General features: G+C 59.0%; 19 protein-coding genes. 12 read left to right on the top strand and 7 right to left on the bottom strand.

Going from position 1 to position 24,850, the window contains the following annotated elements:
* Positions 1 to 258 precede the first annotated feature (258 nt).
* Positions 259 to 2,151: a penicillin-binding protein 2 gene (mrdA, locus tag AEQ63_RS26100; protein WP_064365377.1), complete on the top strand. Its 1,893-nt coding sequence runs from the start codon at positions 259 to 261 to the stop codon at positions 2,149 to 2,151.
* Between the two features lie 42 nt (positions 2,152 to 2,193).
* Here the strand turns inward: mrdA and AEQ63_RS26095 are convergent, their stop codons facing one another.
* Both AEQ63_RS26095 and AEQ63_RS26090 read right to left on the bottom strand, forming a co-directional pair.
* Complete coding sequence (locus AEQ63_RS26095) at positions 2,194 to 2,598, bottom strand: lysozyme inhibitor LprI family protein (RefSeq protein ID WP_064365376.1); 405 nt, start codon at positions 2,596 to 2,598, stop codon at positions 2,194 to 2,196.
* A gap of 42 nt (positions 2,599 to 2,640) precedes the next feature.
* On the bottom strand, positions 2,641 to 3,561 hold the full coding sequence (locus AEQ63_RS26090) for an ADP-ribosylglycohydrolase family protein (protein ID WP_064365375.1): 921 nt from the start codon (positions 3,559 to 3,561) through the stop codon (positions 2,641 to 2,643).
* A 175-nt stretch (positions 3,562 to 3,736) separates the two neighbouring features.
* Here AEQ63_RS26090 and AEQ63_RS26085 point away from each other — a divergent pair, with 175 nt between their 5' ends.
* Positions 3,737 to 4,225, top strand: a complete 489-nt coding sequence (locus AEQ63_RS26085; protein ID WP_064365374.1) for an SRPBCC family protein — start codon at positions 3,737 to 3,739, stop codon at positions 4,223 to 4,225.
* Between the two features lie 322 nt (positions 4,226 to 4,547).
* On the opposite strand, the gene acnA is transcribed toward AEQ63_RS26085, so the two are convergent.
* Positions 4,548 to 7,289, bottom strand: coding sequence for an aconitate hydratase AcnA (gene acnA, locus AEQ63_RS26075; RefSeq protein ID WP_064365373.1), 2,742 nt, complete (start codon positions 7,287 to 7,289; stop codon positions 4,548 to 4,550).
* A 222-nt stretch (positions 7,290 to 7,511) separates the two neighbouring features.
* Between acnA and rlmM the strand changes: the two genes are divergently transcribed.
* Complete coding sequence (gene rlmM / locus AEQ63_RS26070) at positions 7,512 to 8,585, top strand: 23S rRNA (cytidine(2498)-2'-O)-methyltransferase RlmM (RefSeq protein WP_064365372.1); 1,074 nt, start codon at positions 7,512 to 7,514, stop codon at positions 8,583 to 8,585.
* Positions 8,586 to 8,745: 160 nt separating this feature from the next.
* Positions 8,746 to 8,994, top strand: a complete 249-nt coding sequence (gene tusA / locus AEQ63_RS26065) for a sulfurtransferase TusA (protein WP_042609023.1) — start codon at positions 8,746 to 8,748, stop codon at positions 8,992 to 8,994.
* 48 nt (positions 8,995 to 9,042) lie between these two features.
* Here tusA and AEQ63_RS26060 read toward each other — a convergent pair whose 3' ends face one another.
* Positions 9,043 to 10,452, bottom strand: coding sequence for an MATE family efflux transporter (locus AEQ63_RS26060; RefSeq protein WP_064365378.1), 1,410 nt, complete (start codon positions 10,450 to 10,452; stop codon positions 9,043 to 9,045).
* Between the two features lie 160 nt (positions 10,453 to 10,612).
* Between AEQ63_RS26060 and pdxB the strand changes: the two genes are divergently transcribed.
* A complete protein-coding gene (pdxB, locus tag AEQ63_RS26055) occupies positions 10,613 to 11,755 on the top strand; it encodes a 4-phosphoerythronate dehydrogenase PdxB (protein WP_064365371.1) in 1,143 nt (380 codons plus the stop codon).
* A 167-nt stretch (positions 11,756 to 11,922) separates the two neighbouring features.
* Here the strand turns inward: pdxB and AEQ63_RS26050 are convergent, their stop codons facing one another.
* On the bottom strand, positions 11,923 to 12,102 hold the full coding sequence (locus AEQ63_RS26050; RefSeq protein ID WP_042609025.1) for a PA1571 family protein: 180 nt from the start codon (positions 12,100 to 12,102) through the stop codon (positions 11,923 to 11,925).
* Positions 12,103 to 12,360: 258 nt separating this feature from the next.
* Here AEQ63_RS26050 and AEQ63_RS26045 point away from each other — a divergent pair, with 258 nt between their 5' ends.
* Together AEQ63_RS26045 and AEQ63_RS26040 are read left to right on the top strand one after the other, a co-directional pair.
* On the top strand, positions 12,361 to 14,145 hold the full coding sequence (locus AEQ63_RS26045; RefSeq protein ID WP_161806105.1) for an ABC transporter transmembrane domain-containing protein: 1,785 nt from the start codon (positions 12,361 to 12,363) through the stop codon (positions 14,143 to 14,145).
* A gap of 56 nt (positions 14,146 to 14,201) precedes the next feature.
* Positions 14,202 to 15,230, top strand: coding sequence for a Fic family protein (locus AEQ63_RS26040; protein WP_064365369.1), 1,029 nt, complete (start codon positions 14,202 to 14,204; stop codon positions 15,228 to 15,230).
* A gap of 103 nt (positions 15,231 to 15,333) precedes the next feature.
* Here the strand turns inward: AEQ63_RS26040 and AEQ63_RS26035 are convergent, their stop codons facing one another.
* Positions 15,334 to 17,262, bottom strand: coding sequence for a transglycosylase SLT domain-containing protein (locus AEQ63_RS26035; protein ID WP_064365368.1), 1,929 nt, complete (start codon positions 17,260 to 17,262; stop codon positions 15,334 to 15,336).
* A gap of 214 nt (positions 17,263 to 17,476) precedes the next feature.
* Between AEQ63_RS26035 and AEQ63_RS26030 the strand changes: the two genes are divergently transcribed.
* Positions 17,477 to 19,399, top strand: coding sequence for an ATP-binding cassette domain-containing protein (locus tag AEQ63_RS26030; protein WP_064365367.1), 1,923 nt, complete (start codon positions 17,477 to 17,479; stop codon positions 19,397 to 19,399).
* 190 nt (positions 19,400 to 19,589) lie between these two features.
* Here the strand turns inward: AEQ63_RS26030 and AEQ63_RS26025 are convergent, their stop codons facing one another.
* On the bottom strand, positions 19,590 to 20,027 hold the full coding sequence (locus AEQ63_RS26025; protein WP_042609030.1) for a universal stress protein: 438 nt from the start codon (positions 20,025 to 20,027) through the stop codon (positions 19,590 to 19,592).
* 103 nt (positions 20,028 to 20,130) lie between these two features.
* On the opposite strand from AEQ63_RS26025, the gene AEQ63_RS26020 reads away from it, so the two are divergent.
* From AEQ63_RS26020 to AEQ63_RS26005, 4 genes are all read left to right on the top strand, one after another.
* Entirely contained in the window at positions 20,131 to 20,568 is a 438-nt protein-coding gene (locus AEQ63_RS26020) for a hypothetical protein (protein WP_064365366.1), read from the top strand.
* A 525-nt stretch (positions 20,569 to 21,093) separates the two neighbouring features.
* On the top strand, positions 21,094 to 23,241 hold the full coding sequence (gene fadB, locus AEQ63_RS26015; protein ID WP_064365365.1) for a fatty acid oxidation complex subunit alpha FadB: 2,148 nt from the start codon (positions 21,094 to 21,096) through the stop codon (positions 23,239 to 23,241).
* A gap of 29 nt (positions 23,242 to 23,270) precedes the next feature.
* Entirely contained in the window at positions 23,271 to 24,446 is a 1,176-nt protein-coding gene (gene fadA, locus AEQ63_RS26010) for an acetyl-CoA C-acyltransferase FadA (protein WP_064365364.1), read from the top strand.
* A 93-nt stretch (positions 24,447 to 24,539) separates the two neighbouring features.
* Complete coding sequence (locus AEQ63_RS26005) at positions 24,540 to 24,776, top strand: DUF1653 domain-containing protein (RefSeq protein ID WP_042609033.1); 237 nt, start codon at positions 24,540 to 24,542, stop codon at positions 24,774 to 24,776.
* Positions 24,777 to 24,850 lie beyond the last annotated feature (74 nt).

The following is a 24,850-nucleotide window of genomic DNA, read 5'->3' as shown; positions in this document are numbered from 1 at the left end:
AGTGAAACGATGCATCGCCGATGGTAGTGTGGGGTTTCCCCATGTGAGAGTAGGTCATCGTCAAGATTAAATTCCGAAACTCCAATTGCGAAAGCAGTTGGGGTTTTGTTTTGCCTGCGAGAAAGTTTTTCACAGCGCCACCGGGGAAATACATCCTGAAGTGGACGGCCAGTTTTGGTATGGTGCAGCTCGTTTTTTAACGGACTGATGTCCTGCCCATGGATCGGCACTCATTTATGTCGAAGAGTTGCTGTAGAAATGCCTGAACCAATCCCGATCAAGGACCATGAAAAAGAGACGCGGCTGGTCAACAAACGCTTGATTGCCTGTGCTCTGTTCGTCTTTGCCATCAGCTGTGCTCTGGTGGTGCGTCTGTATATCCTTCAGGTGGTGGAATTCGACTACCACTCGACCATCTCCGAAAATAACCGTGTGCATGTCCTGCCGATTCCGCCGACGCGCGGATTGATCTATGACCGCAACGGTGTACTTCTCGCCGACAACCGTCCCAGCTACAACCTGACCATCACCCGTGAGCGTGCAACTGACGTCAATCAGGAATTGGAAGAAGTCATCAACTTGCTGCACTTGCCTGCTGAGGACCGCATGGTATTCGACAAGGCGATGAAGCAATCCCGGCATCCGTTCACACCGGTTACCCTGTTTTATGAGCTGACGGAAGAGCAGATTGCCGTCCTGGCGGTCAATGAGTTCCGCCTGCCGGGCCTCGATGTCGAACCGCAGTTTGTCCGGCACTATCCCCTTGGCGCGCATTTCGCCCATTCAATCGGTTATGTCGGTCGGATCAACGAGAAAGAATCGAAGGCTCTCGACTCCGTTGAATACCGTGGTACGCAATCCATCGGTAAAACCGGTATCGAGCGCTTCTATGAAGCGCAGCTGCATGGCCATGTCGGCTATGAAGAAGTCGAAACCAACGCTCAAGGAAGAGTGCTGCGGGTGCTCAAGCATACCGACCCGGTGCCAGGCAAAAACATCGTCCTCAGCCTCGATGTGAAACTGCAGGAGGCCGCCGAAGCTGCTTTGGGCGATCGTCGTGGATCCGTGGTTGCTCTTGATCCGTCCACGGGAGAAGTACTGGCGATGGTCAGCAACCCCAGCTTCGATCCGAATCTGTTCGTCACTGGCATCAGCTCAAAGGAATATTCGGCCCTGCGCGATTCCATCGACCGGCCGCTGTTCAACCGCGTATTGCGCGGCTTGTACGCCCCCGGTTCGACGATCAAGCCGGAAGTCGCCATCGCAGGTCTGGACGCAGGCGTCGTGACCCCGCAAACACGCGTATTCGATCCCGGCTATTACCAACTACCGGACTTCGATCACAAGTACCGCAACTGGAACCACAGTGGTGACGGCTGGGTGGATATGGACGCGGCGATCATGCGATCCAACGACACCTACTTTTACGATTTGGCGCACAAGCTTGGCATCGATCGCCTGCACGACTACATGGCGATGTTCGGTCTCGGTGAAAAGGTCTCGCTCGACATGTTTGAAGAGTCCCCCGGTCTGATGCCGTCGCAGGCTTGGAAACGCGCAACGCGGCGGCAGGCATGGTATCCCGGTGAAACCGTTATCCTGGGCATCGGCCAGGGCTACATGCAGGTCACACCCCTGCAATTGGCCCAAGCTACCGCACTGATCGCCAATAAAGGGATATGGAATCGGCCGCATCTGGCCAAATCGGTCGACGGCGTAGCGCCGGTTGACGAGCACCCGATGCCGAACATCCTGCTCAAGGATCCGCGTGATTGGGAGCAGGTCAACCACGGCATGCAGATGGTCATGCACGATGCTCGAGGCATTGCCCGAGCGGCCGCTGCGGGCGCGCAATACCGCATTGCCGGCAAAAGTGGTACGGCGCAAGTCGTGGCGATCAGGCAGGGGGAGCGCTACAACCGTGAGAAAACCCTTGAGCGCCACCGTGACAACGCCCTGTTCGTAGGATTCGCGCCGGCAGAGCATCCGAAAATCGCCATCTCGGTAATGATCGAGAACGGCGAGGCCGGGGGGCGGGTCGCAGGGCCGGTAGTCCGGCAGATCATGGATGCCTGGTTACTCGATCAGGATGGTCATCTCAAGCCGCAATACGCCGCGCCGAGCAAAGCCCCGGGCGACCCCCACGTCTAAAGCGTAATAGCTTCATGGCACAGGCTCCAGCGGAGCCTGTGATTACGCACCGGGTACCGGGCAACTCATGTCGCCTTCCTCACATTTCAAATATTGCTTGAGCGCCTCGACACGCGTCTTGGTCATGCCCGTCAGGCAATCGCTGTGAATCAATGGATAAACACTCCCGCCCGCCACTCCTGATGCCGAAAACTTGCATTCAGAGTCGCGGAATCCAATCCATGCCCGTTGCGCGCCCACCAGCAGCTTCTTGCCGTCCGGATTGTCTTTCAAGCGGCCGGTGATCTGCTGGTAAACCGCATTCAATTCCTTGTCTGCCGCTTTGAATGCTTGCCCCGCGCATTGATTCATTGTCGCTTGATCACTGGCGTTGGCGCAGTCAACGGCGGCGTGGACGAATGGGGAAAAAACAAAGGGCGCAAAGGCCAGAAGCAGTCGTACTGACATAAGGTTCTCGCTGTACCGAATGGAAAAGTGCAAACAGTGTAGCTAGGGTTGAGTGCGTAACCTGGAAGCTTCCAGCAGGCGATCCGCAGTGGCGGCGATTTCCTCGCGTTCATGCAGCCGCTCCAGCCAGTGCTCGGGAATCGCCCGAGTGCCGTAATAAGCACCTGCCAATTGACCCACGATAGCAGCGGTTGTATCCGCATCATCACCGAGATTGGCTGCTTGCAACACCGCGTCGGCGTAGGTCTGCGTGTGGTGGAAGCACCACAGCGCGGCTTCCAGCGATTGGACGCTATAGCCGCTGCCCTTGATTTCAGTTTCCCCTTTGTCGAGGTATTCACCCCGTGCGATCGCAGCCACCCCGGGCTGGGAAAGCGCTAGCAGTGGCGCCCGGCGAAGCTGGGTTTTCTCCGCACCCTCAAGGGCTCTTGCGATCAGATCAGCCAGCAATTGGCAGCACTCGATTGCCTCCGGCGCGGCATGGGTTGTGCGTGAGCTGTCGGCAGCGAACGTCTGTATCTGTCGAACATCGGGAAAATAAAACAGCACGACGGGGGCCAGTCGCATCAGCGACCCGTTGCCAGCAGTCAACGGATCAGTCGAGCCGGCAAAAGGCTCCCCGGTGCGCTGGTACTGTTGCAGCGCCTGGCTCACGGTCATACCGATGTCGAAACATTCACCGGTAGAACTCAGGTATCCCCATTTCCACCAATTGAGATAGCGGCCCATCTGATCAGCCGCATCGAAGCCGTTTTTGCTCAGCAGGCTCTCGGCCAGACACAGCGCCATTGAGGTGTCATCGGTCCATTGCCCCGGTTTGAGCTGAAACGGGCCACCGCCGACCATATCACTCATCGGCCGGAATGATCCTCGCGGTTGGAACTCGACCGTGGTGCCGACCGCGTCGCCGCAAGCCAGGCCTAGAAGGGCGCCGCGATAACGATCGGCTAGAGAGGGCTGCATGGTTCGTCCTTGTTTCTGCGAATTCGCTGGCAAGATAGCAGGTCAATCGGCGCTGATTACAGAGCGCAAACTACGGCAGAATGTGTCTGCACGAGTCAAAGCTGCAGCGCTTGGATACAACTTCCCATTGGACATGTGGTCATACAAGCCTAGTGTTCAGAACAGGAGGTGACGTATGAAACCAGTACCTAACAGTTTCGAACGCAAAATCAAGCTCAAGGCGTCGCGTTCCCACGTCTGGCGTGCATTAGTCGATGCCGAGGCGTTTGGACAATGGTTTGGCGTGGCGCTCGAGGGCCGGCGATTCATCGCTGGCGAATGGACGCAGGGCCAGGTCACGTACCCCGGTTATGAACACGTATTGTGGAACGTGCTGATCGAGCGGGTCGAGCCGCAGCAGTTGTTTTCTTTCCGCTGGCATCCGTATGCGGTCAACCCGAAGATCGACTATTCGCAAGAGCCCACCACCCTGGTCAAGTTCGAGCTGCAGGATTTCGAGGACGGTACGTTGCTCAAGGTTTCGGAATCCGGCTTCGCCCACATCCCCGATGTTCGCCAGAAAGAGGCGTATTACATGGACAGTCGCGGCTGGGAGGAACAATTGAGCAGGCTTGAACGGTTCCTCGCTGAAAGCGCCAAGGCCCGTGAAAGCGGTAGTGCCTGACAGGTCTAAGGGTTTTCGGAAGTGTTTGTATGGCGAATGTCTTACACGCGTTGGTAGCTTTTACGACTATTGCTGATTGGATCCACTGGGTAATCTACACACATCAACTGAGACACAGGGAGTGTTTCAGGATCATGGATGATCGACCATTTGCAAGGATCGCTACCGACAGGGAGTCGATAATGGTCTTGGGAAAAACCCGCTTCGGCGGGTTTTTTTTCGTCTGCACGTAGGAGCTGCCGAAGGCCGCGATCTTTTGATCTTGCTTTTAAAGCCCAATCTCAAAAGTCGCAGCCTTCTGCACTTACGCAAATGTCACCCGTTACGAAGCAATCAACTGCCGCAACACATAATGCAGAATCCCCCCGGATTTGAAGTACTCAACCTCGTTCAACGTATCAATCCGGCACAAGACCTCGACCTTCTCCTGACGCCCGTCCTCGCGAGTAATCACCAGAGGCAGATTCATCCGCGGCGTCAACTCGACACCGCTCAGCCCCTGAATCTCGAATGTTTCCTTGCCAGTCAGATTGAGACTCTTGCGATTCTGGTCAAGCTTGAACTGCAACGGCAGCACACCCATGCCCACCAGATTGGAGCGGTGAATGCGCTCGAAGCTTTCCGCAATGACCGCCTTGACCCCCAGCAGATTGGTACCTTTTGCCGCCCAGTCACGGCTTGACCCTGTGCCATATTCCTGTCCGGCAATCACCACCAGCGGAGTGCCCGAAGCCTGGTACTTCATGGCTGCATCATAAATGGCCATTTTTTCCCCGGTGGGAATGTAGAGGGTGTTGCCACCTTCCTCGCCCCCGAGCATCTCGTTGCGAATACGGATGTTGGCAAACGTGCCGCGCATCATCACTTCATGATTGCCGCGACGTGAACCGTAGGAGTTGAAGTCGCGAGGCTCGACGCCTTTTTCCTGCAGATAACGCCCGGCCGGGCTGTCGATCTTGATATTGCCGGCGGGGGAGATGTGGTCTGTGGTTACCGAATCACCGAGCAGGGCCAATACCCGTGCGCCTTTGACATCTTTGACCTCCGGCAGGGGGCCGGAAATGTCGTCGAAGAAAGGCGGATGCTGAATGTAGGTCGAATCGTCCTGCCACACGTAAGTGGCCGCTTGCGGCACCTCGATGGCTTGCCATTGCTCATCACCGGCAAACACTTCGGCGTATTCCTTGTGGAACATCGCCGTATTGACCTGATTCACCGCCTCGGCGATCTCTCGGCTGCTCGGCCAGATATCGCGCAGATACACCGGATTACCCTGCTGATCCTCACCCAGTGGTTCGCTGCTGATATCGGTGCGCACGCTACCCGCCAATGCATAGGCGACGACCAGCGGTGGCGAGGCCAGCCAATTGGTTTTCACCAGCGGATGCACGCGACCTTCGAAGTTGCGGTTGCCGGACAGGACCGACGCGACCGTAAGATCGGCTTTCTGAATGGCTTTTTCGATCGGCTCCGGCAGTGGCCCGGAGTTGCCGATGCAGGTGGTGCAGCCATAGCCGACCAGAGAAAACCCTAGTTGATCAAGGTATTGGGTCAGCCCGGCAGCCTTGTAGTAGTCGGTGACGACTTTCGACCCGGGAGCCAGCGAGCTTTTGACCCACGGTTTGCGCGTCAGGCCTTTTTCCACTGCTTTTTTCGCCAGCAACCCGGCCGCCATCATCACGCTCGGGTTGGAAGTGTTGGTGCAGGAGGTGATCGCGGCGATGACCACGGCGCCGTTTTTCAGGCGATAGGTTTTGCCCTCGTATTCATAATCCGCTTCGCCCACCAGATCGGCATTGCCCACGGCGACGCCGCCACCGCCCTCGGTTTCCAGGCGTCCTTCTTCTTTGCTGGTGGGTTTGAATTGCAGGTCGACAAAGTCACTGAAGGCCTGCGCAACGTTCGGCAGCGAGACGCGATCCTGCGGGCGCTTAGGTCCGGCCAGACTGGCTTCGACGCTGCCCATGTCCAGCGCCAGGCTGTCAGTGAACACCGGCTCCTGACCCGGAAGACGCCACAGACCTTGAGCCTTGGTGTACGCCTCGACCAGTTTCACCACTTCCGCTGGCCGGCCGGACAGGCGCAGGTATTCCAGGGTGACATCGTCCACCGGGAAGAAGCCGCATGTCGCCCCGTACTCGGGAGCCATGTTAGCGATGGTCGCGCGGTCGGCCAGTGGCAGGTCGGCGAGGCCGTCGCCATAGAACTCGACGAATTTGCCGACCACGCCTTTCTTGCGCAGCATCTGCGTCACGGTCAGCACCAGGTCGGTCGCGGTGATGCCTTCCTTGAGCTTGCCGGTGAGTTTGAAGCCGATCACTTCCGGAATCAGCATTGACACCGGTTGCCCAAGCATCGCCGCTTCCGCTTCGATCCCGCCGACGCCCCAGCCGAGTACGCCGAGGCCGTTGATCATGGTGGTGTGGGAGTCGGTCCCGACCAGCGTGTCGGGGAAAGCGTAGGTGCGGCCGTCCTCTTCTTTGGTCCACACGGTGCGACCGAGGTACTCGAGGTTGACCTGGTGGCAGATGCCGGTGCCCGGCGGTACCACGCTGAAGTTATCGAACGCACTCTGGCCCCAGCGCAGAAACGCATAGCGTTCGCCGTTGCGTTGCATTTCGATGTCGACGTTCTGTTCAAACGCACTGGCGCTGCCAAACTTGTCGACCATCACCGAGTGGTCGATTACCAGATCCACCGGTGATAACGGATTGATCCGTTGAGGATCACCGCCAGCCTTGGCCATCGCCGCACGCATGGCGGCGAGGTCGACCACGGCGGGGACACCGGTAAAATCCTGCATCAATACGCGCGCCGGGCGGTACTGGATTTCCCGATCGGAGCGGCGCTCCTTGAGCCAGGCAGCAAGGGCCTTGAGGTCGGCACCGGTCACGGTTTTTTCGTCTTCCCAGCGCAGCAGGTTTTCCAGCAGTACCTTTAATGACATCGGCAGCCTGTCGAGGTCGCCCAGGCTTTTGGCGGCTTCCGGCAGGCTGAAATAATGGTAGGTCGTGGCGTCGATTTGCAGGGTTTTCAGTGATTTCAGACTATCGAGGGACGGCATTACGATCACTCCTTTGAGTCCGCACGGCTACGGACTGAGGGGACGGGCAGAGCATTAAACCTAGCTCTGTTTTGAGTAGCTGGCTAATAACTGGACTCTATGGGCGGAACCAAGGTTCCGACTTCGGCTATCATGCGCCGGTTTTCGTGACAGGCATTGCGGCAACGCAAGGCTTGAGCATCGCGCAGCGGCCGAATCATCGAGCGCTGCCCAGGAGTAAGAATGAACACCCTATTCATGCATTGCCGGCCCGGCTTCGAAGGCGAAGTCTGTTCGGAAATTTCCGACCTCGCCGCCCGTCTCAACGTCGCCGGCTACGCCAAAGCCAAAACGGCCGCGGCCTGCGCCGAGTTTGTCTGCACCGAAGCCGACGGCGCCGAACGCCTGATGCGCGGTCAGCGTTTCGCCGAACTGATCTTCCCGCGGCAGTGGGCACGGGGCTTTTTCATCGATCTGCCGGAAAACGACCGGATCAGCGTGATCCTCGCGCACATGGCCGATTTCCCGGTGTTTGGCAGTCTGTGGCTGGAAGTGGTCGATACCAACGACGGCAAGGAGCTGTCGAACTTCTGCAAGAAGTTCGAAGGCCCGCTGCGCAAGGCACTGACCGCCGCCGGAAAACTGGTGGAAGACGCCAGCAAGCCGCGTCTGTTGCTGACCTTCAAAAGCGGTCGCGAGGTGTTTCTTGGCATGGCCGACGCCGGTAACTCGGCAATGTGGCCGATGGGCATTCCGCGCCTGAAGTTTCCCCGCGAAGCGCCCAGTCGTTCCACCTTGAAGCTGGAAGAGGCGTGGCACCACTTCATTCCGCGTGATCAGTGGGAAGATCGTCTGCACAGTGACATGACCGGCGTCGACCTCGGTGCCGCGCCGGGCGGCTGGACCTGGCAACTGGTCAACCGTGGCATGCTGGTCACCGCCATCGACAACGGCCCAATGGCAGAAAGCCTGATGGAAACCGGGCTGGTCCAGCATCTGATGGCGGATGGTTTTACCTTCAAGCCGAAACAGCCAGTTGACTGGATGGTCTGCGATATCGTCGAGAAACCGGCGCGCAACGCCGCGATGCTGGAAGAATGGATCGGCGAGGGACATTGCCGCGAGGCGGTGGTCAACCTGAAGCTGCCGATGAAACAGCGTTATGCCGAAGTGAAGCGTCTGCTGGAGCGTATTGCCGATGGTTTCAAGGCGCGCGGGATCAAGGTTGATATCGGCTGCAAGCAGCTGTATCACGACCGCGAAGAAGTGACCTGCCACTTGCGTCGGCACGACAGCAAAAAAGCCAAGTCCCGCTGAAGCAGCGCAAACCCTTGTGCGAGCGAGCCTGCTCGCGAAAGCGTCTTGTCAGCCGACACCAATGTTGGATGACAGCGTATTCGCAAGCAGGCTCGCTCCCACATGGGTTGGACGATATCCGGCAATGCGCGACAATGCCGGCCAGTTTCTGGAGTGAACCATGAGTGAAATGATCGATACCCCGGTCGACCGCACCCTCGACGCCACCGGCCTCAATTGCCCGGAACCGGTGATGATGCTGCACCAGTACATCCGCGATCTGCTGCCCGGCGGCCTGCTCAAGGTGATCGCCACCGATCCCTCGACCAAGCGCGATATCCCCAAGTTCTGCGTGTTTCTTGACCATGAGCTGGTCAGCCAGCACGAAGAGGCCGGCACCTATCTGTACTGGATTCGCAAGAAGTCCTGACTCAGGGCAAAAAAAGACCTGCTAATGCAGGTCTTTTTTTATGGGTGATCAACCCGCCGAGCGACTGATTCGAATCCGCTTGCGCGCACTGCGCGTCAGACGGATCGAGAGCATCAGCGCTGCGCAGCTCAGACCGACGATCAACCCCTGCCACAGGCCGCTCGGGCCACGTGGCGCGCCGAGCCAGTCGGTCAGGCCCAACGCGTAACCGACCGGCAAACCAATCCCCCAGTAAGCGAACAGGGTCAGGATCATCGTCACGCGAGTGTCCTGATAACCACGCAACGCGCCGGCAGCAGTCACCTGGATCGCATCGGAAAACTGGAACAGCGCCGAATACACGATCAGCATCGCCGCGATGTGAATCACCGTCGGATCGGCGGTATAGATCGCTGCAATTGGCTCGCGCAGCAACAGCATCAGACTCGCCGACAGGCAGGCGTAGGCCAGGGCGGTGCCCATGCCGACTCCGGCGGCAAAACGCGCCTCCCGCGGTTCTTCGCGGCCCAATGCCTGTCCGACACGCACGGTGACCGCCATGCCCAGCGAATACGGAATCATGAACACCAGCGAGCTGACGTTCAATGCAATCTGATGCCCGGCCACCACCGTCGCGCCGAGGCTGCCGATGAGCAGCGCGATCACCGCGAAGATGCTCGATTCGGCAAACACCGCGATGCCGATCGGCAAACCAATCGACAGCAAACGCTTGATTACCGTCCACTGCGGCCAGTCGAAGCGGCTGAACAGCTCGCTCGAACGATAGGCCGGCGCCCAGCGTTCGTAACCGGCCAGACCCAGCGCCATCACCCACATCACGATTGCCGTGGCCCAGCCGCAGCCAACGCCGCCCATGGCCGGCACGCCGAAGTGGCCATAGATGAAGATGTAGTTCAGCGGGATGTTCAGCGCCAGACCGCAAAGGCCCAACACCATGGCCGGGCGGGTGCGGCCAATGCCGTCACTGGTGCAACGCAACACGTGATAGAAGGCCACCGCCGGCAAGCCGCTGGCGATGCCGTGCAGGTATTGCATGCACGGGCCGATCAGCTCTGGGTCGACCTTCATCAGGTGCAACACCGGTTCAGCGGCGACCAGCATCGAGGTGGCGATCAGTCCCACCACCAATGCCAGCCACAGCGCCTGACGCACGATCGGGCCGATCTCGCTGTGCTTGCCGGCGCCGAAACGTTGCGCCACTTTCGGCGTGGTGGCGAGCAGAGTGCCGGTCATCAACAGAAACACCGGCACCCAGATCGAGTTGCCCAACGCCACCGCCGCCAGATCCTTAGGCCCGACGCGCCCGGCCATCACCGCATCGACGAAGCCCATGGCCGTGGTCGCCAGTTGCGCGATGATGATCGGCAGGGCCAGGGCGAGCAGGTTTTTCAACTCCAGGCGAATCCGCGCAGGGCGGGTCAGGGAGACGGCGACAGGTTGGTCAGTTACAGGGTTCACAGGCAAAGCGTCCAGAAAGTAGTGATGCGCGAGGCGGGGCATTCTACGCCGCTGACGCCCCGGTCAGGAAAAATCCTCTGTTGCGTATTTGTAAACGCAAAGCCTGCTGGCTGATCGACGCGTCTGCACCTAAACTGCCGATCCGCCCAAGGAGCCCGCCATGCTGATTGTTGCCGATGAAAATATCCCGCTGCTCGACGCTTTTTTTGCCGGTTTCGGTGAAATCCGCCGGGTCCCGGGCCGCTCCATTGACCGTGCGACGGTCGAGCATGCCGATGTGTTGCTGGTGCGTTCGGTGACCAACGTCAACCGCGCGCTGCTTGAGGGCAGCAAGGTGCGCTTCGTCGGCACCTGCACCATCGGCACCGACCACTTGGATCTCGATTACTTCAACGAGGCCGGGATTACCTGGTCGAGCGCGCCGGGATGCAACGCTCGGGGTGTGGTCGATTACGTACTGGGCAGTCTGATGACACTGGCCGAAATCGAAGGGGTGGATCTGACTCAGCGTACCTACGGCGTCGTTGGCGCCGGTGAAGTCGGTGGTCGCTTGATCAAGGTGCTGAAGGGCTTGGGCTGGAACGTCAAGGTGTGCGATCCGCCGCGTCAGGCTGCCGATGGCGGCGAATATGTCAGTCTCGAGCAGATCATCCAGCAGTGCGACGTGATCAGTCTGCATACGCCACTGACCCGTAGCGGCGACGATGCAACGTGGCATCTGTTCGATCAACAGCGTCTGCGGCAACTCAAGCAGGGTGCGTGGCTGATCAACGCGGCGCGCGGCCCTGTGGTGGACAACGCAGCGCTGCGTGAGGTGCTGCTCGAGCGCGAAGACCTGCAGGCAGTGCTCGATGTCTGGGAAAAGGAGCCTGAAGTCGATGTTGCGCTGGCCGAACTCTGTGTATTGGCCACGCCACATATTGCCGGTTACAGCCTCGATGGCAAGCAACGCGGGACTGCGCAAATCTATCAGGCTTACTGCGCGTTCATCGGGCAGCCCGCAGATATCCAGCTCAGTGATCTTTTGCCGGCAGCGTGGCTGTCGGAAGTTTCCCTGCACGGCGGCAGTGACCCGGCGTGGGCGCTGGCGATGTTGTGCCGGGGCGTGTACGACCCGCGCCGCGACGACGCGGATTTCCGCCGTAGTCTGGTGGGAAATGTCGCTGAACAGCGTGCGGCGTTTGATGTGTTGCGCAAGCAGTATCCGGTGCGACGCGAGATCGAAGGGCTGAAGGTGCGGATTGAAGGGGATGCGCCGGCGTTGCGCCAGATTGTCGAGGCGCTGGGGGCTGTGGCTGTCTAGAAACCGAAGCGGCTCATTCGCGAGCAGGCTCGCTCCCACAGGAATCTTCAATGAACATCCGATTTGTGTGGGAGCGAACCTGCTCGCGAAAGCGGCACCCCCGATCCTGAATTGCAGACAGAAAAAACCCGGCCAATCAGGGCCGGGTCAGGAAGACGGTGGCTATATCACTCTTGTTCGGCAGGCTTGACCAATCGCTTCTCCAGTTCGCGGCAAGCGTCCTGGATCATGTTTTCAGTGATCGGTACTTCGCGGCCCTGTTCATCGATAATCGAGCAACCCAGCGACTGGTCGGGTTGGGTGCGGATCACTTCAATCTTGTCTTCGCTGCTGTGTTGCAAGGACATGGCCTGTCTCCTCATCAGGTTGTGTGCCTAAGTTAAAACCGCCACGTGACCAGGCTGTGACAACTCCCTGCGGTCTGTCGGCGGGCGGCATCTCTACTCAAACAGAAATGACCGCTCGTCTCAACCGCAACCTTAGACCAATCGTTTCTAGCATCCGGACATCCCGGGCATATTTAACCTGACTCATTGTGATTTACAGAGTTCCACCCCATGTGAGTCTGTAGGCTGGCCCGATCCATTTGCGCAGACGTGAACTCCATGATCTCCATGCTTTCTTCCCGACACCGGCGCGCCCTGCGCCTGACCAGTCATTTTCTCCTTCCATATCGCTGGCATGCCTTCGGCGCGTTACTCGCGCTGATCGTCACGGCCGGCATCACCTTGTCGATGGGGCAGGGCATCAAGTTGTTGGTGGATCAGGGCTTCATGACCCGATCGCCGCATCTGCTCAATCAGTCCATCGGCATTTTCATGCTGCTGGTGCTCGGGCTGGCGCTGGGAACGTTCGCCCGTTTCTATCTGGTGTCGTGGATCGGCGAGCGGGTGGTCGCCGATATTCGTCGCCAGGTTTTCAACCATCTGGTGTATCTGCATCCGGGCTTTTATGAGGACAACCGCAGCTCGGAAATCCAGTCGCGCCTGACCGCCGACACCACGCTGCTGCAATCGGTAATCGGCTCGTCGCTCTCGCTGTTCCTGCGCAATTTGCTGATGGTGATCGGCGGTGTGGTGTTGCTGTTCATTACCAACCCCAAACTCACCAGCATTGTCGTGATTGCGCTGCCGCTGGTGATCGCGCCGATCCTGATTTTCGGCCGCCGCGTGCGCAATCTGTCGCGCCAGAGCCAGGACCGCATCGCTGATATTGGCAGCTACGTGTCGGAAACCCTTGGCCAGATCAAAACCGTGCAGGCCTACAACCACCAGGTGCAGGATGAACAGCGCTTCGCCGCGACCGTCGAGCAGGCGTTCGACACTGCGCGCAAACGGATTTTTCAGCGGGCGTGGTTGATCACCTTGGTGATCGTGCTGGTGTTGGGCGCGGTGGCAGTGATGTTGTGGGTCGGCGGCATGGACGTCATGGCCGGGCGGATTTCCGCCGGAGAACTGGCGGCATTCGTTTTTTACAGCCTGATCGTCGGCAGTGCGTTCGGCACATTGAGCGAAGTGATCGGTGAGCTGCAACGCGCTGCGGGCGCCGCCGAACGCATCGCAGAATTGCTGCGTTCGGAAAGCATCATCCAGCCACCGGTGACCGGACTGGTCACTTTGCCAGCGCGAGTCAAAGGTGAGCTTGAACTGCGCGATGTACGCTTTTCCTACCCGTCGCGTCCGCAAAGCTACGCAGTCGATGGCTTGAATCTGACGGTCAGGGCGGGCGAAACCCTGGCGTTGGTGGGACCGTCCGGCGCGGGCAAGTCCACGGTCTACGACCTGTTGCTGCGCTTCTACGATCCGCGCGAGGGCCAGATTCTGCTGGATGGCGTGCCGCTCACCAGCCTCGATCCGTTGGATCTGCGCCGCTGTTTCGCACTGGTCTCGCAAACCCCCGCGCTGTTCTTCGGCAGTGTGGAGGAGAACATTCGCTACGGCTGCCCAACCGCCACGCTGGAGCAGGTCAAGGAAGCTGCGCGAATCGCCCACGCCCACGATTTCATCGAGCAAATGCCTGATGGTTATCAGACTCATCTGGGCGATGGCGGTCTCGGGCTGTCAGGCGGTCAGCGCCAGCGCCTGGCCATTGCTCGCGCCCTGCTGGTGGACGCGCCGATCCTGCTGCTGGACGAAGCCACCAGCGCCCTCGACGCACAGAGCGAGCATCTGATCCAGCAAGCCTTGCCAACGCTGATGGAAAACCGCACGACGCTGGTCATCGCCCACCGGCTGGCCACCGTGAAGAACGCTGATCGAATTGCAGTGATGGATCAAGGCAAGCTGGTCGCGGTGGGGACGCACCAGGAATTGATCGCCAGCAACCCGCTGTACGCGCGCCTGGCGGCGTTGCAGTTCAATGATGGCGATGAGACGAGCAAACGGGACTGATACATCGCGCCTACATCGGGCATCATGACGAACTGCATGATTGCTGGGATGAGGATATGAGTCGTTATCAGCCGCCGCTGACCCTGACTGCACGAATGATTACCTTGATCGCTGACATCAGCGAACAGATAGGTCAGCTCTTGGCTGTAGACGACAGCAGGCAGACGCCTCACCTCCGTCGAAGCAATCGAATCCGCACGATTCAGGCGTCGCTGGCTATCGAAAACAATACACTGAGCGTTGAGCAGGTCACCGCGGTCATTGCCGGACGCAGAGTCCTGGGGCTGCCCAAAGAGATACAGGAGGTCCACAACGCTTTCGCGGCTTATGAGTTGTTGGCCGCTTGGAATCCGGCCAGCAAGGCTGATCTTTTGCGGGCCCACGAGCTATTGATGAAAGGTTTGATCGAAGAATGCGGGCAACTTCGCCGTACAGGCGTTGGCATCTATCGAGGCGATCAGTTGGTGCACATGGCGCCGCCCCCGAGCCGGATTGCGGATCTGGTCGATGACCTCTTGGCATGGCTTGGCTCATCTGATTGGCATCCGTTGATCATCAGTTGTGTCTTCCATTACGAATTCGAGTTTATTCATCCTTTCGCGGATGGAAATGGGAGGATGGGGCGTCTCTGGCAAACGCTGATTCTCAGTCAGTGGCGACCGGTGCTTGCCTACCTGCCAGTTGAGGCGGTTATCCGAGATCAACAGGACGCCTATTACGCTGCGCTCTCGACAGCGGACCGGATGGCAGAATCGACGCCGTTTGTTGAATACATGCTGCAGGCGTTGAGCCTTGCACTGCGCGAAGCCGTCGAAAGCGAGTCTGTGACCGACCCAGTAAACGACCTAGTAACCGACCCAGTAAAGAGGCTGTTGCTAACGTTGGAAAACCGAGCGCTGAAAACCAGCGAGCTAATGGGCGAGTTGGGCCTTAGACATAAAGCAACGTTTCGATCCAACTACCTTAAACCCGCGCTGGTAGCGGGATTTGTAAAGATGTCGGATCCTCAAAACCCGAACAGTCCAGTTCAGAAGTATTTGCTCACCGAAACGGGCAGGCTCAAGATTGGGCTGGCGAAAAGATAGATCTGCAGCAAAAAAAATGCCCGCATCGCGTGCGGGCATTTTTTGAAAAGCCAGATCAAAAGATCGCAGCCTTCGGCAACTCCCGCCTGACCGGGATTACCGGTTATTGATCATCAAAGTACCGCTCATGCCAATCCACCAGCGGTTGCGGCGAGTTGAGCTTTTGACCGTAGATCACCGAGTACGACAGCACGTTCTGCACGTATTGCCGGGTTTCGTCGAACGGGATGCTTTCCACCCAGACGTCGAAGCTCAGGTGATCGGCGCCGCGCAGCCACTGACGCACGCGGCCGGGGCCGGCGTTGTAAGCGGCGGAGGCGAGCACGCGGTTGCCGTTGAACTGGCTGTGTACCTGGCTGAGGTAGGCCGCGCCGAGCTGGATGTTCTTGTCTGGATCGAGCACTTGCTGGGGCGAGGCCAGTGGAATGCTGAACTTGCGTGCGGTCTCCTTGGCGGTGCCGGGCATCAATTGCATCAGACCGCTGGCGCCGACGCCGGAGCGTGCATCGTCCATGAAGGCGCTTTCCTGCCGGGTGATAGCGAACACCCAGCTCGAATGCAGCCCACGCACCTTGGCTTCGCGCACGAGGGTATCGCGGTGAGCCATCGGGAAGCGGATGTCCAGATCGTCCCAGTACTGCGCCTGACTGATGGTGCGAATCGCCGGGAAGTACCACTTCAGGTCGTAGGCCAGTTTGGCCTGGGCGACCATTTCATCGCGGTTGAAATGACGGCTGACGTGATACCACTCGCGACGCCCGTCGACGATCTGGCCGCGTGCATGAAACTCCAGCGCGCGGCGTACGCCCGGGGTGTTACGCACTTTATTGATCAGCGCCTGGCTGAGCACCAGTGGCTTGTTGTTCAGCGAGTAAGGCGACTGCGAGCGGTCTGCGGCGAGGAAGCCATAGAAGTCCCGTTCCCGCGCCAGATTCTTGTACAGGGTCAGCGCTTGCGGGTTCTGCGGCTGGGCCAGTTCCAGGCTGCGCGCCTGCCAGTAGCGCCAACGGTTGGTGGTAGCCAGATCTTGCGGCAGGCGTTTGGTCAGTTCGTAGGCATCGTTCCAGCGTGCCAGACGCAGCAGCAGGCGCAGGCGCCATTCCGAGACGGTGTTGTCGCGCAGCTCGGGATCGTATTTGGTCATTACGTCCAATGCGCGGCTGTCGAAACGGCGGGCCAGGGTCAGACCGATCTCTCGGGCGATCGCGACTTTTTCATCACGAGAAAAATGCATGCTGCTGGCGTAACCGTCGAGCAATGCCATGGCCTTGTCCGGGTCCTGCCTGGCGAGGCGACGCAGGCCGAGGCTGACCACGTCGGACATCGGCTCGTCGGCCGGTGTAAAGCGCGACGGCTGATTGAGCAGTTCGGGTTTCTGCGCCACGTCGACCAGCAAACGACCGCGCGGGGCGAGGGTGGTCAGGCCGTTGATCAGACTGTTGGCCAGCGGATAATTGCGTGCTTGCGCGGCGAGCTTGGTGCGCTCCCAGCGTTTCTGCTCAGTGAGCTGGCCGTCGGCAGCCCAGATGCCGAACAAGGCATCACAGGCGGCCGGTTGCGATTTGCCGGTGAGCCAGAGCTTTTCCGCGCTGGCATAGCCTTCGGCTTTCTTGTCGTGGCTGATCTGGTACTGCGCGTTGAGGCAGTCGAGCTCGGTGAAATTCAGCTTCGGATCGTAGTACTTGACGAAGGTCGCCCAGTCGCCGCGGTCCGCGAGCCAGCGCAACCAGCGCAGTTTCATCCAGTTGGCTTGCGGCAGGTCGCCGTGTTCGGCAAGGAATTTCTCGATCTCCGCATTGCTCGCCGTCTTCAGGCGCGCTGTCAGTTCGTCGTAGGCCAGGTACGGTTCCAACGGATAATCGGCTAGCGCCTGGCTGTAGCGGAAATACGGGCCGGTATCACCCTTGGCAAGGGCGCGTTTGGCTTCATCGTAATACTGGCGCTGGGTGGAAAGGTCCACCGCCTGGACGGATTGAGCGGCAGCGGCGGTGAGTAACAAGCAGGACAAAACACTGAAAAGGCGACTGCGCATGAGACATCCGGGCAGAGAAATCATGACAAGTGCTGACCGAAATCCGCACTGAATTGCCTGTAGCTTAGCCTTTTGCCAGCAAGCGGCGAAAGCTTTGCGAGCCTCGCTGCACAAGTTCGCAACAAATGTTGTGCAGAGTGCTTCGACCGACAAATTGCCGGCCTGCTGAAGCCCCAAGTCGGGTAGAATGCGCCCCCGGTTTTTGGAGAAGCTCATGACCCTGCTCAAATTCAGCGATGTGTCCCTTGCGTTCGGCGCTATGCCGTTGTTGGACAAGGTATCCTGGCAGATCGCCCGTGGAGAGCGGGTGTGCATCATCGGCCGCAACGGCACTGGCAAATCCAGCATGATGAAACTGGTCAAGGGCGATCAGAAGCCCGATGACGGCTCGGTTTGGCGTGCCCCCGGTCTGAAAATCGGCGAATTGCCGCAAGAATTGCCGGTGGCCGACGACCGGACGGTATTCGATGTGGTGGCTGAAGGCCTCGACGGCGTCGGCGCGTTGCTCGCCGAATATCATCACCTGAGTCAGAACATCGTCACCGACGCCGATCTGGACAAGCTGATGCACGTCCAGCACGACCTCGAAGCCCGTGACGGCTGGCGCTTGCAGACCCTGGTCGACAGCACCCTGAGTCGCCTGCAACTGCCGGCCGACAAGACCCTCGCCGAGTTGTCCGGCGGCTGGCGTCGTCGGGTGCTGCTTGCGCAGGCCTTGGTGTCCGAGCCGGACCTGCTGCTGCTCGACGAACCGACCAACCACCTGGACATCGGCGCGATCGCCTGGCTCGAAGAGGCACTGAAGGATTTCCAGGGCGCCGTGCTGTTCATCACGCACGACCGTTCCTTCCTGCAAAACCTCGCCACGCGCATTCTCGAACTGGATCGCGGCGGCCTGATCGACTGGAACGGCGACTACGCCAGTTTCCTCGTGCACAAAGAGGCGGCGCTGGCCGCTGAAGAAACCGCCAACGCGCTGTTCGACAAGCGTCTGGCTCAGGAAGAAGTGTGGATCCGTCAGGGCATCAAGGCCCGGCGTACCCGTAACGAAGGCCGCGTGCGTGCGCTTAAAGCCCTGCGCGTCGAGCGCAGTGAGCGTCGCGAGCGTACCGGTAAAGCCAACATCCAGCTGGAAACCGCCGACAAGTCCGGCAAGCAGGTGATGGTGCTCGAGAACGTGAGCTTCGCGCATCCGGGCGGGCCGTTCCTGATCAAGGATTTCTCCATGGTCCTGCAGCGCGGCGACCGTATCGGTCTGCTCGGCGCCAACGGTACCGGCAAGACCACACTGCTGAAGCTGATGCTCAGCGGTCTGCAACCCACCAGCGGCAAAGTCGAAGAGGGCACGCGCATCGACGTGGCCTACTTCGACCAGTTGCGCCATCAGCTGGATCTGGAAAAAACCGTGATCGACAACGTCGCCGAAGGTCGCGACTTCATCGACATTGACGGGCAGAGCCGCCACGTGCTGAGTTACCTCGGCGACTTCCTGTTCAGCCCGCAGCGTGCGCGCACGCCGGTCAAGGCGTTGTCGGGTGGTGAGCGAGCGCGTCTGTTGCTGGCGAAGCTGTTCAGCAAACCGGCCAACCTGCTGGTACTCGACGAACCAACCAACGACCTCGATGTGGAAACCCTTGAACTGCTCGAAGAAGTGCTGCTGACCTTCAACGGTACCGTGCTGATGGTCAGCCACGACCGGGCATTCCTCGACAACGTGGTGACCAGCACTCTGGTTTTCGAAGGTGAAGGCAAGGTTCGCGAATATGTCGGCGGCTACCAGGACTGGATCCGTCAAGGCGGTTCGCCGCGCCTGCTGGGCGTGACTGAAAGCAAGTCGGGCAAGGCGGATCTCAACTCGGCAGTGGTTACCGCGGAACCTGCTGTGGTTGCTGCGCCAGCCGCTGCTGCACCGGCTGCCAAGAAGAAGCTGAGCTACAAGCTCCAGCGTGAGCTGGAAGCCTTACCGGGCGACATCGACGCCAAGGAACAGCAGATTGCGGCGGTTGAGGCGGAAATGGCTGAAGCCGGTTTCTATCAGCGTCCGTCGGCGGAAACGGCCAAGGTGATAGCTTCGCTGGAGCAACTGCAGGCTGAGCTGGATGCGTTGGTGGAGCGTTGGGCCGAGCTGGATGCCTGATTGATCCTGATATGAAAAAGCCCGGCGCTTAGTAATGAGCGCCGGGCTTTTCATATGTAATGCGATAAAGGATGAATCAAATTACCTGTGGGAGCGAGCCTGCTCGCGAAAGCGGTGTGTCAGGCAGCACTCATTTTGAATGCGCCGACGTATTCGCGAGCAGGCTCGCTCCCACAATGAGCAAGACAAGTCAGCGTTTGACCAGGTGCACCGCCAGTACATCGCAAGGCGCACCGTGCAGCACGTCATTCGCAGTCGAGCCGAGCAATAGCGCCAAACCATGACGGCCGTGGCTGCCAACCACAATCAGATCGCACGCCTGGTCTTTGGCGAAGTGGTGGATTTCCTGGCGTGGCTGGCCGTAGGTCAGGTGGCAATTGGCGCCTTCGAGTTCGGGATATTTTGATTTCAGTTTTTCCAGGCGCTCCTTGGCCTGATCGAACTGCTGTTGTTGCAGTTGTGACAGGTCCATCGGCACGTCGCCACCGAAGGCCATGGCCATCGGTTCAACGATGTGCACCAGCGACAACTTGGCACCGTTGCTCACCGACAGCTCGCGGGCGCGGTGGATCACAGGGTCGCACTCTTCGGTCAGATCTACAGCGACCAGTATGTGGTGGTAGGGCATGAGGTGCTCCTCCTGAGGGTTCGATATTGGTAAGTATGGCTGGTTTCAAGCGCATTGGTTCGCTAGTGACACAATGGGCTCATCAAAAATCGGGAGTACAGATATGACGGTCTGGCTGGTGGTGTCAATCCTGCTGGTAGTTTTAAGTCCGCTGGCATGGTTGCGCCCATCGCGTACACAGAGCGGGCGCATGGCCCTGCGCATGGAAGCGCGGCGCATCGGCCTGGCCATGCAGCTGGCGCCGCAGGAGTGGCCGCACTGGCTGTTGCCTGAGCCGCCGAATCCCTGCGCCCAGTACCACCGGCCGCGGCGTGGCAGTCAGCCGGCGTGCTGGACCTACTGGCAGAAGGCTCCCGGAGTCTGGGTCAATCAGTGGCAGGAAGTCTGTGATGAGCGGACGCTGCTGGATTATTTCGAAAAATTGCCGGGCAATGTTTTCAAGATCGAAGCGGACAGGCAGATGATCGCCTTGTACTGGGGCGAGAAGGGCGAAGCGACGGTTTTGCAGGATATTGACGCGACGCTGAAAGCGCTCGCGTGACGTGGCGATTTTTCTCACTGCAACGGTGTGATGCGTCCGGCAGACGCGCATTAAAAAGCCCGACATGATTCGTCGGGCGGGTTGGCCAGGCAGGCCGGTAAACTTTTTCGCGGCAGACGCTTGGTTCGCCTCGGCAAATTCTCTGAAGTCCACCTAGCGTAGCCTTCTGAACAGGGCACGGCGGGAATTAGGGCGACTTTTCTAACTATTGATTCTATGAATAGCTGACCATGCGGGCGCGTGTTGCTGCTCATCATGGTGCAGAAATGACTGCAAAGTCGCGTTTCAGCCCGAATTTAGGGCGATTGACAATTGTCAGAAATTCCGTGAATGTGACGTACCCGAATCAAACGGGCGTATGAATTGAGCGTTTGTCTTACAGACTGCTCCTACAGAATCCCGACTATCGCGTTGGCGGGTGTGCCAGGCGGACAGGTATCAGCATCGACGAACAAAGCGTCCTTCTGAGCCATATGCCTGCGTCCGACGTGTACTGTTCAGCTTCCATATCGTGGAGATCAGTTGATGATTTACGAAGGTAAAGCCATCACGGTTAAAGCTCTTGAAAGTGGCATCGTCGAATTGAAATTCGACCTCAAGGGTGAGTCCGTCAACAAGTTCAACCGTCTAACCCTGAACGAACTGCGTCAGGCCGTAGACACCATCAAGGCAGATGCTTCGATCAAGGGTGTGATCGTCAGCAGCGGCAAGGACGTGTTCATCGTCGGCGCCGACATCACCGAATTTGTCGACAACTTCAAGCTGCCGGATGCCGAGCTGGTTGCTGGCAATCTCGAAGCCAACAAGATCTTCAGCGATTTCGAAGACCTCAACGTGCCAACCGTCGCGGCCATCAACGGCATCGCCCTCGGTGGCGGTCTGGAAATGTGCCTGGCTGCCGACTATCGCGTCATGTCCACCAAGGCCAAGATCGGCCTGCCGGAAGTCAAACTGGGCATCTACCCGGGCTTCGGCGGTACCGTACGTCTGCCACGCCTGATCGGCGTCGATAACGCCATCGAATGGATTGCCGCCGGCAAGGAAAACCGCCCTGAAGACGCGCTGAAAGTCAGCGCCGTCGACGCCGTGGTTGCTCCCGAGAAGCTGCAGGAAGCTGCCCTCGAGCTGATCAAGCGCGCCATTTCCGGTGAGTTCGACTACAAGGCCAAGCGTCAGCCGAAACTTGAAAAACTCAAGTTGAACGCCATTGAGCAGATGATGGCTTTCGAAACCGCCAAAGGTTTCGTCGCCGGTCAAGCGGGTCCGAACTACCCGGCGCCGGTCGAAGCGATCAAGACCATCCAGAAAGCCGCGAACTTCGGGCGCGACAAAGCTCTGGAAGTGGAGGCTGCAGGCTTCGTCAAACTGGCCAAGACTTCTGCTGCGCAGAGCCTGATCGGTCTGTTCCTGAACGATCAGGAACTGAAGAAAAAGGCCAAGGCCTACGACGAAATCGCCAAAGACGTGAAGCAGGCCGCCGTACTCGGCGCTGGCATCATGGGTGGCGGTATCGCCTATCAGTCGGCCTCCAAAGGCACGCCGATCCTGATGAAGGACATCAACGAGCACGGTATCGAACAGGGTCTGGCCGAAGCCGCCAAGCTGCTGGTTGGTCGCGTTGACAAAGGTCGCATGACCGCCGCGAAGATGGCTGAAGTGCTCAACGCCATTCGTCCGACCCTGTCCTACGGCGACTTCGGTCACGTCGATCTGGTCGTCGAAGCTGTGGTGGAGAACCCGAAGGTCAAGCAAGCGGTACTGGCTGAAGTCGAAGGTCAGGTCAAAGAGGACACCATCCTCGCCTCCAACACTTCGACCATTTCCATCAGCCTGCTGGCCAAGGCCCTCAAGCGTCCGGAAAACTTCGTCGGCATGCACTTCTTCAACCCGGTGCACATGATGCCGCTGGTGGAAGTGATCCGTGGCGAAAAGTCGAGTGAACTGGCTGTTGCCACCACCGTTGCCTACGCCAAGAAAATGGGCAAGAACCCGATCGTCGTCAACGACTGCCCGGGCTTCCTCGTTAACCGCGTACTGTTTCCGTACTTCGGCGGTTTCGCCAAGCTGGTCAGCGCCGGTGTCGACTTCGTCCGTATCGACAAGGTCATGGAGAAGTTCGGCTGGCCAATGGGCCCGGCATACCTGATGGACGTGGTCGGCATCGACACCGGTCACCACGGTCGTGACGTCATGGCTGAAGGTTTCCCGGATCGCATGAAGGATGACCGTCGTTCGGCCATCGACGTGCTGTACGAAGCCAAGCGCCTGGGCCAGAAGAACGGCAAGGGTTTCTACGCCTACGAGGCCGACAAGAAAGGCAAGCAGAAGAAAGTCGCCGATCCGTCGGTGCTGGAAGTGCTCAAGCCGATCGTTTACGAGCAGCGCGAAGTCACGGACGAAGACATCATCAACTGGATGATGATCCCGCTGTGCTTGGAAACCGTGCGCTGCCTGGAAGACGGCATCGTCGAAACCGCCGCCGAAGCCGACATGGGTCTGGTCTACGGTATCGGTTTCCCTCCATTCCGTGGCGGTGCGCTGCGCTACATCGATTCGATCGGTGTTGCCGAGTTCGTTGCCCTGGCTGACCAGTACGCTGATTTGGGCGCGCTGTACCACCCGACCGCGAAGCTGCGCGAAATGGCCAAAAACGGCCAGAGCTTCTTCGGTTAAGCGCCCCCAACTAGAGTGAGAGTGAACTTATGAGCTTGAATCCTAGAGACGTCGTGATTGTCGACTTCGGTCGTACTCCGATGGGCCGCTCCAAGGGCGGCATGCACCGCAACACCCGCGCTGAAGACATGTCGGCGCACCTGATCAGCAAACTGCTGGAACGTAACAGCAAGGTCGACCCGGCGGAAGTCGAGGACGTGATCTGGGGCTGCGTCAACCAGACCCTGGAACAGGGCTGGAACATCGCGCGCATGGCGTCGCTGATGACCCAGATTCCGCACACCTCGGCCGGCCAGACCGTCAGCCGTCTGTGTGGCTCGTCGATGAGTGCACTGCACACTGCTGCGCAAGCGATCATGACCGGCAACGGTGACGTGTTCGTGGTCGGCGGCGTCGAGCACATGGGCCACGTGAGCATGATGCACGGTGTCGATCCGAACCCGCATATGTCGCTGTACGCGGCGAAAGCCTCGGGCATGATGGGCCTGACCGCTGAAATGCTCGGCAAGATGCACGGCATCACCCGCGAACAGCAGGATGCTTTTGGCGTGCGTTCTCACCAGTTGGCCCACAAGGCAACTGTGGAAGGCAAGTTCAAAGATGAAATCATCCCGATGCAGGGTTACGACGAGAACGGTTTCCTGAAACTGTACGACTACGACGAAACCATTCGTCCGGAAACTACCCTGGAAAGTCTGGCGGCGCTCAAACCGGCATTCAATCCGAAGGGCGGTACCGTGACTGCTGGTACCTCGTCGCAGATCACTGATGGTGCTTCGTGCATGATCGTGATGTCGGCGCAGCGTGCACAGGATCTGGGCATCCAGCCAATGGCGGTTATCCGTTCGATGGCAGGGGCGGGTGTGGATCCGGCAATCATGGGCTATGGTCCAGTTCCGGCAACACAAAAAGCCCTGAAGCGTGCGGGCCTTGGCATCAACGATATCGACTTCTTCGAGCTCAACGAAGCTTTCGCTGCACAGGCCCTGCCAGTGCTGAAAGATCTGAAAGTGCTCGACAAGATGAACGAGAAGGTTAACCTGCACGGCGGCGCGATCGCCCTGGGTCACCCGTTCGGTTGCTCCGGTGCGCGTATTTCCGGCACCCTGCTGAACGTGATGAAGCAGAATAGCGGTACCTTCGGGGTGGCCACTATGTGCATTGGTCTCGGCCAAGGTATCTCCACCGTCTTCGAACGCGTTTAAGCGTCTCGTCGATGGAAGCCGGGGCCCAGTGCCCCGGTTTTTGTTTTTGGGTTTTTTATTTATTTTTGAAAAGATTTCAGTGAGGGCCGAAGCATGCCGATACAACCTGGGCTCTATCAACATTACAAAGGTCCGCAATACCGTGTATTCAGTATTGCGCGGCATTCCGAGACCGAAGAAGAAGTGGTCTTTTACCAAGCCCTGTATGGCGATTACGGCTTTTGGGTGCGCCCGCTGAGCATGTTTGTCGAGTCGGTCGAGGTTGACGGCGAGCAGGTGCCGCGCTTTGCTTTGGTGCAAGCCGAACCGAGCCTTTTTCCCAAGGTTTGAGGCGACTGCGCAGAGAACCCTGCGCTTGACCTCACCTTGTATCAACTATATATAGCGGTGCCGCGTCAGGCGCC

This window comes from Pseudomonas sp. RIT-PI-o (assembly GCF_001297215.1).
Classification (GTDB): domain Bacteria; phylum Pseudomonadota; class Gammaproteobacteria; order Pseudomonadales; family Pseudomonadaceae; genus Aquipseudomonas; species Aquipseudomonas moraviensis_A.
The sequence above is the reverse complement of the archived record's forward strand: the minus strand, read 5'-3'. Positions and strand labels throughout refer to the sequence as shown.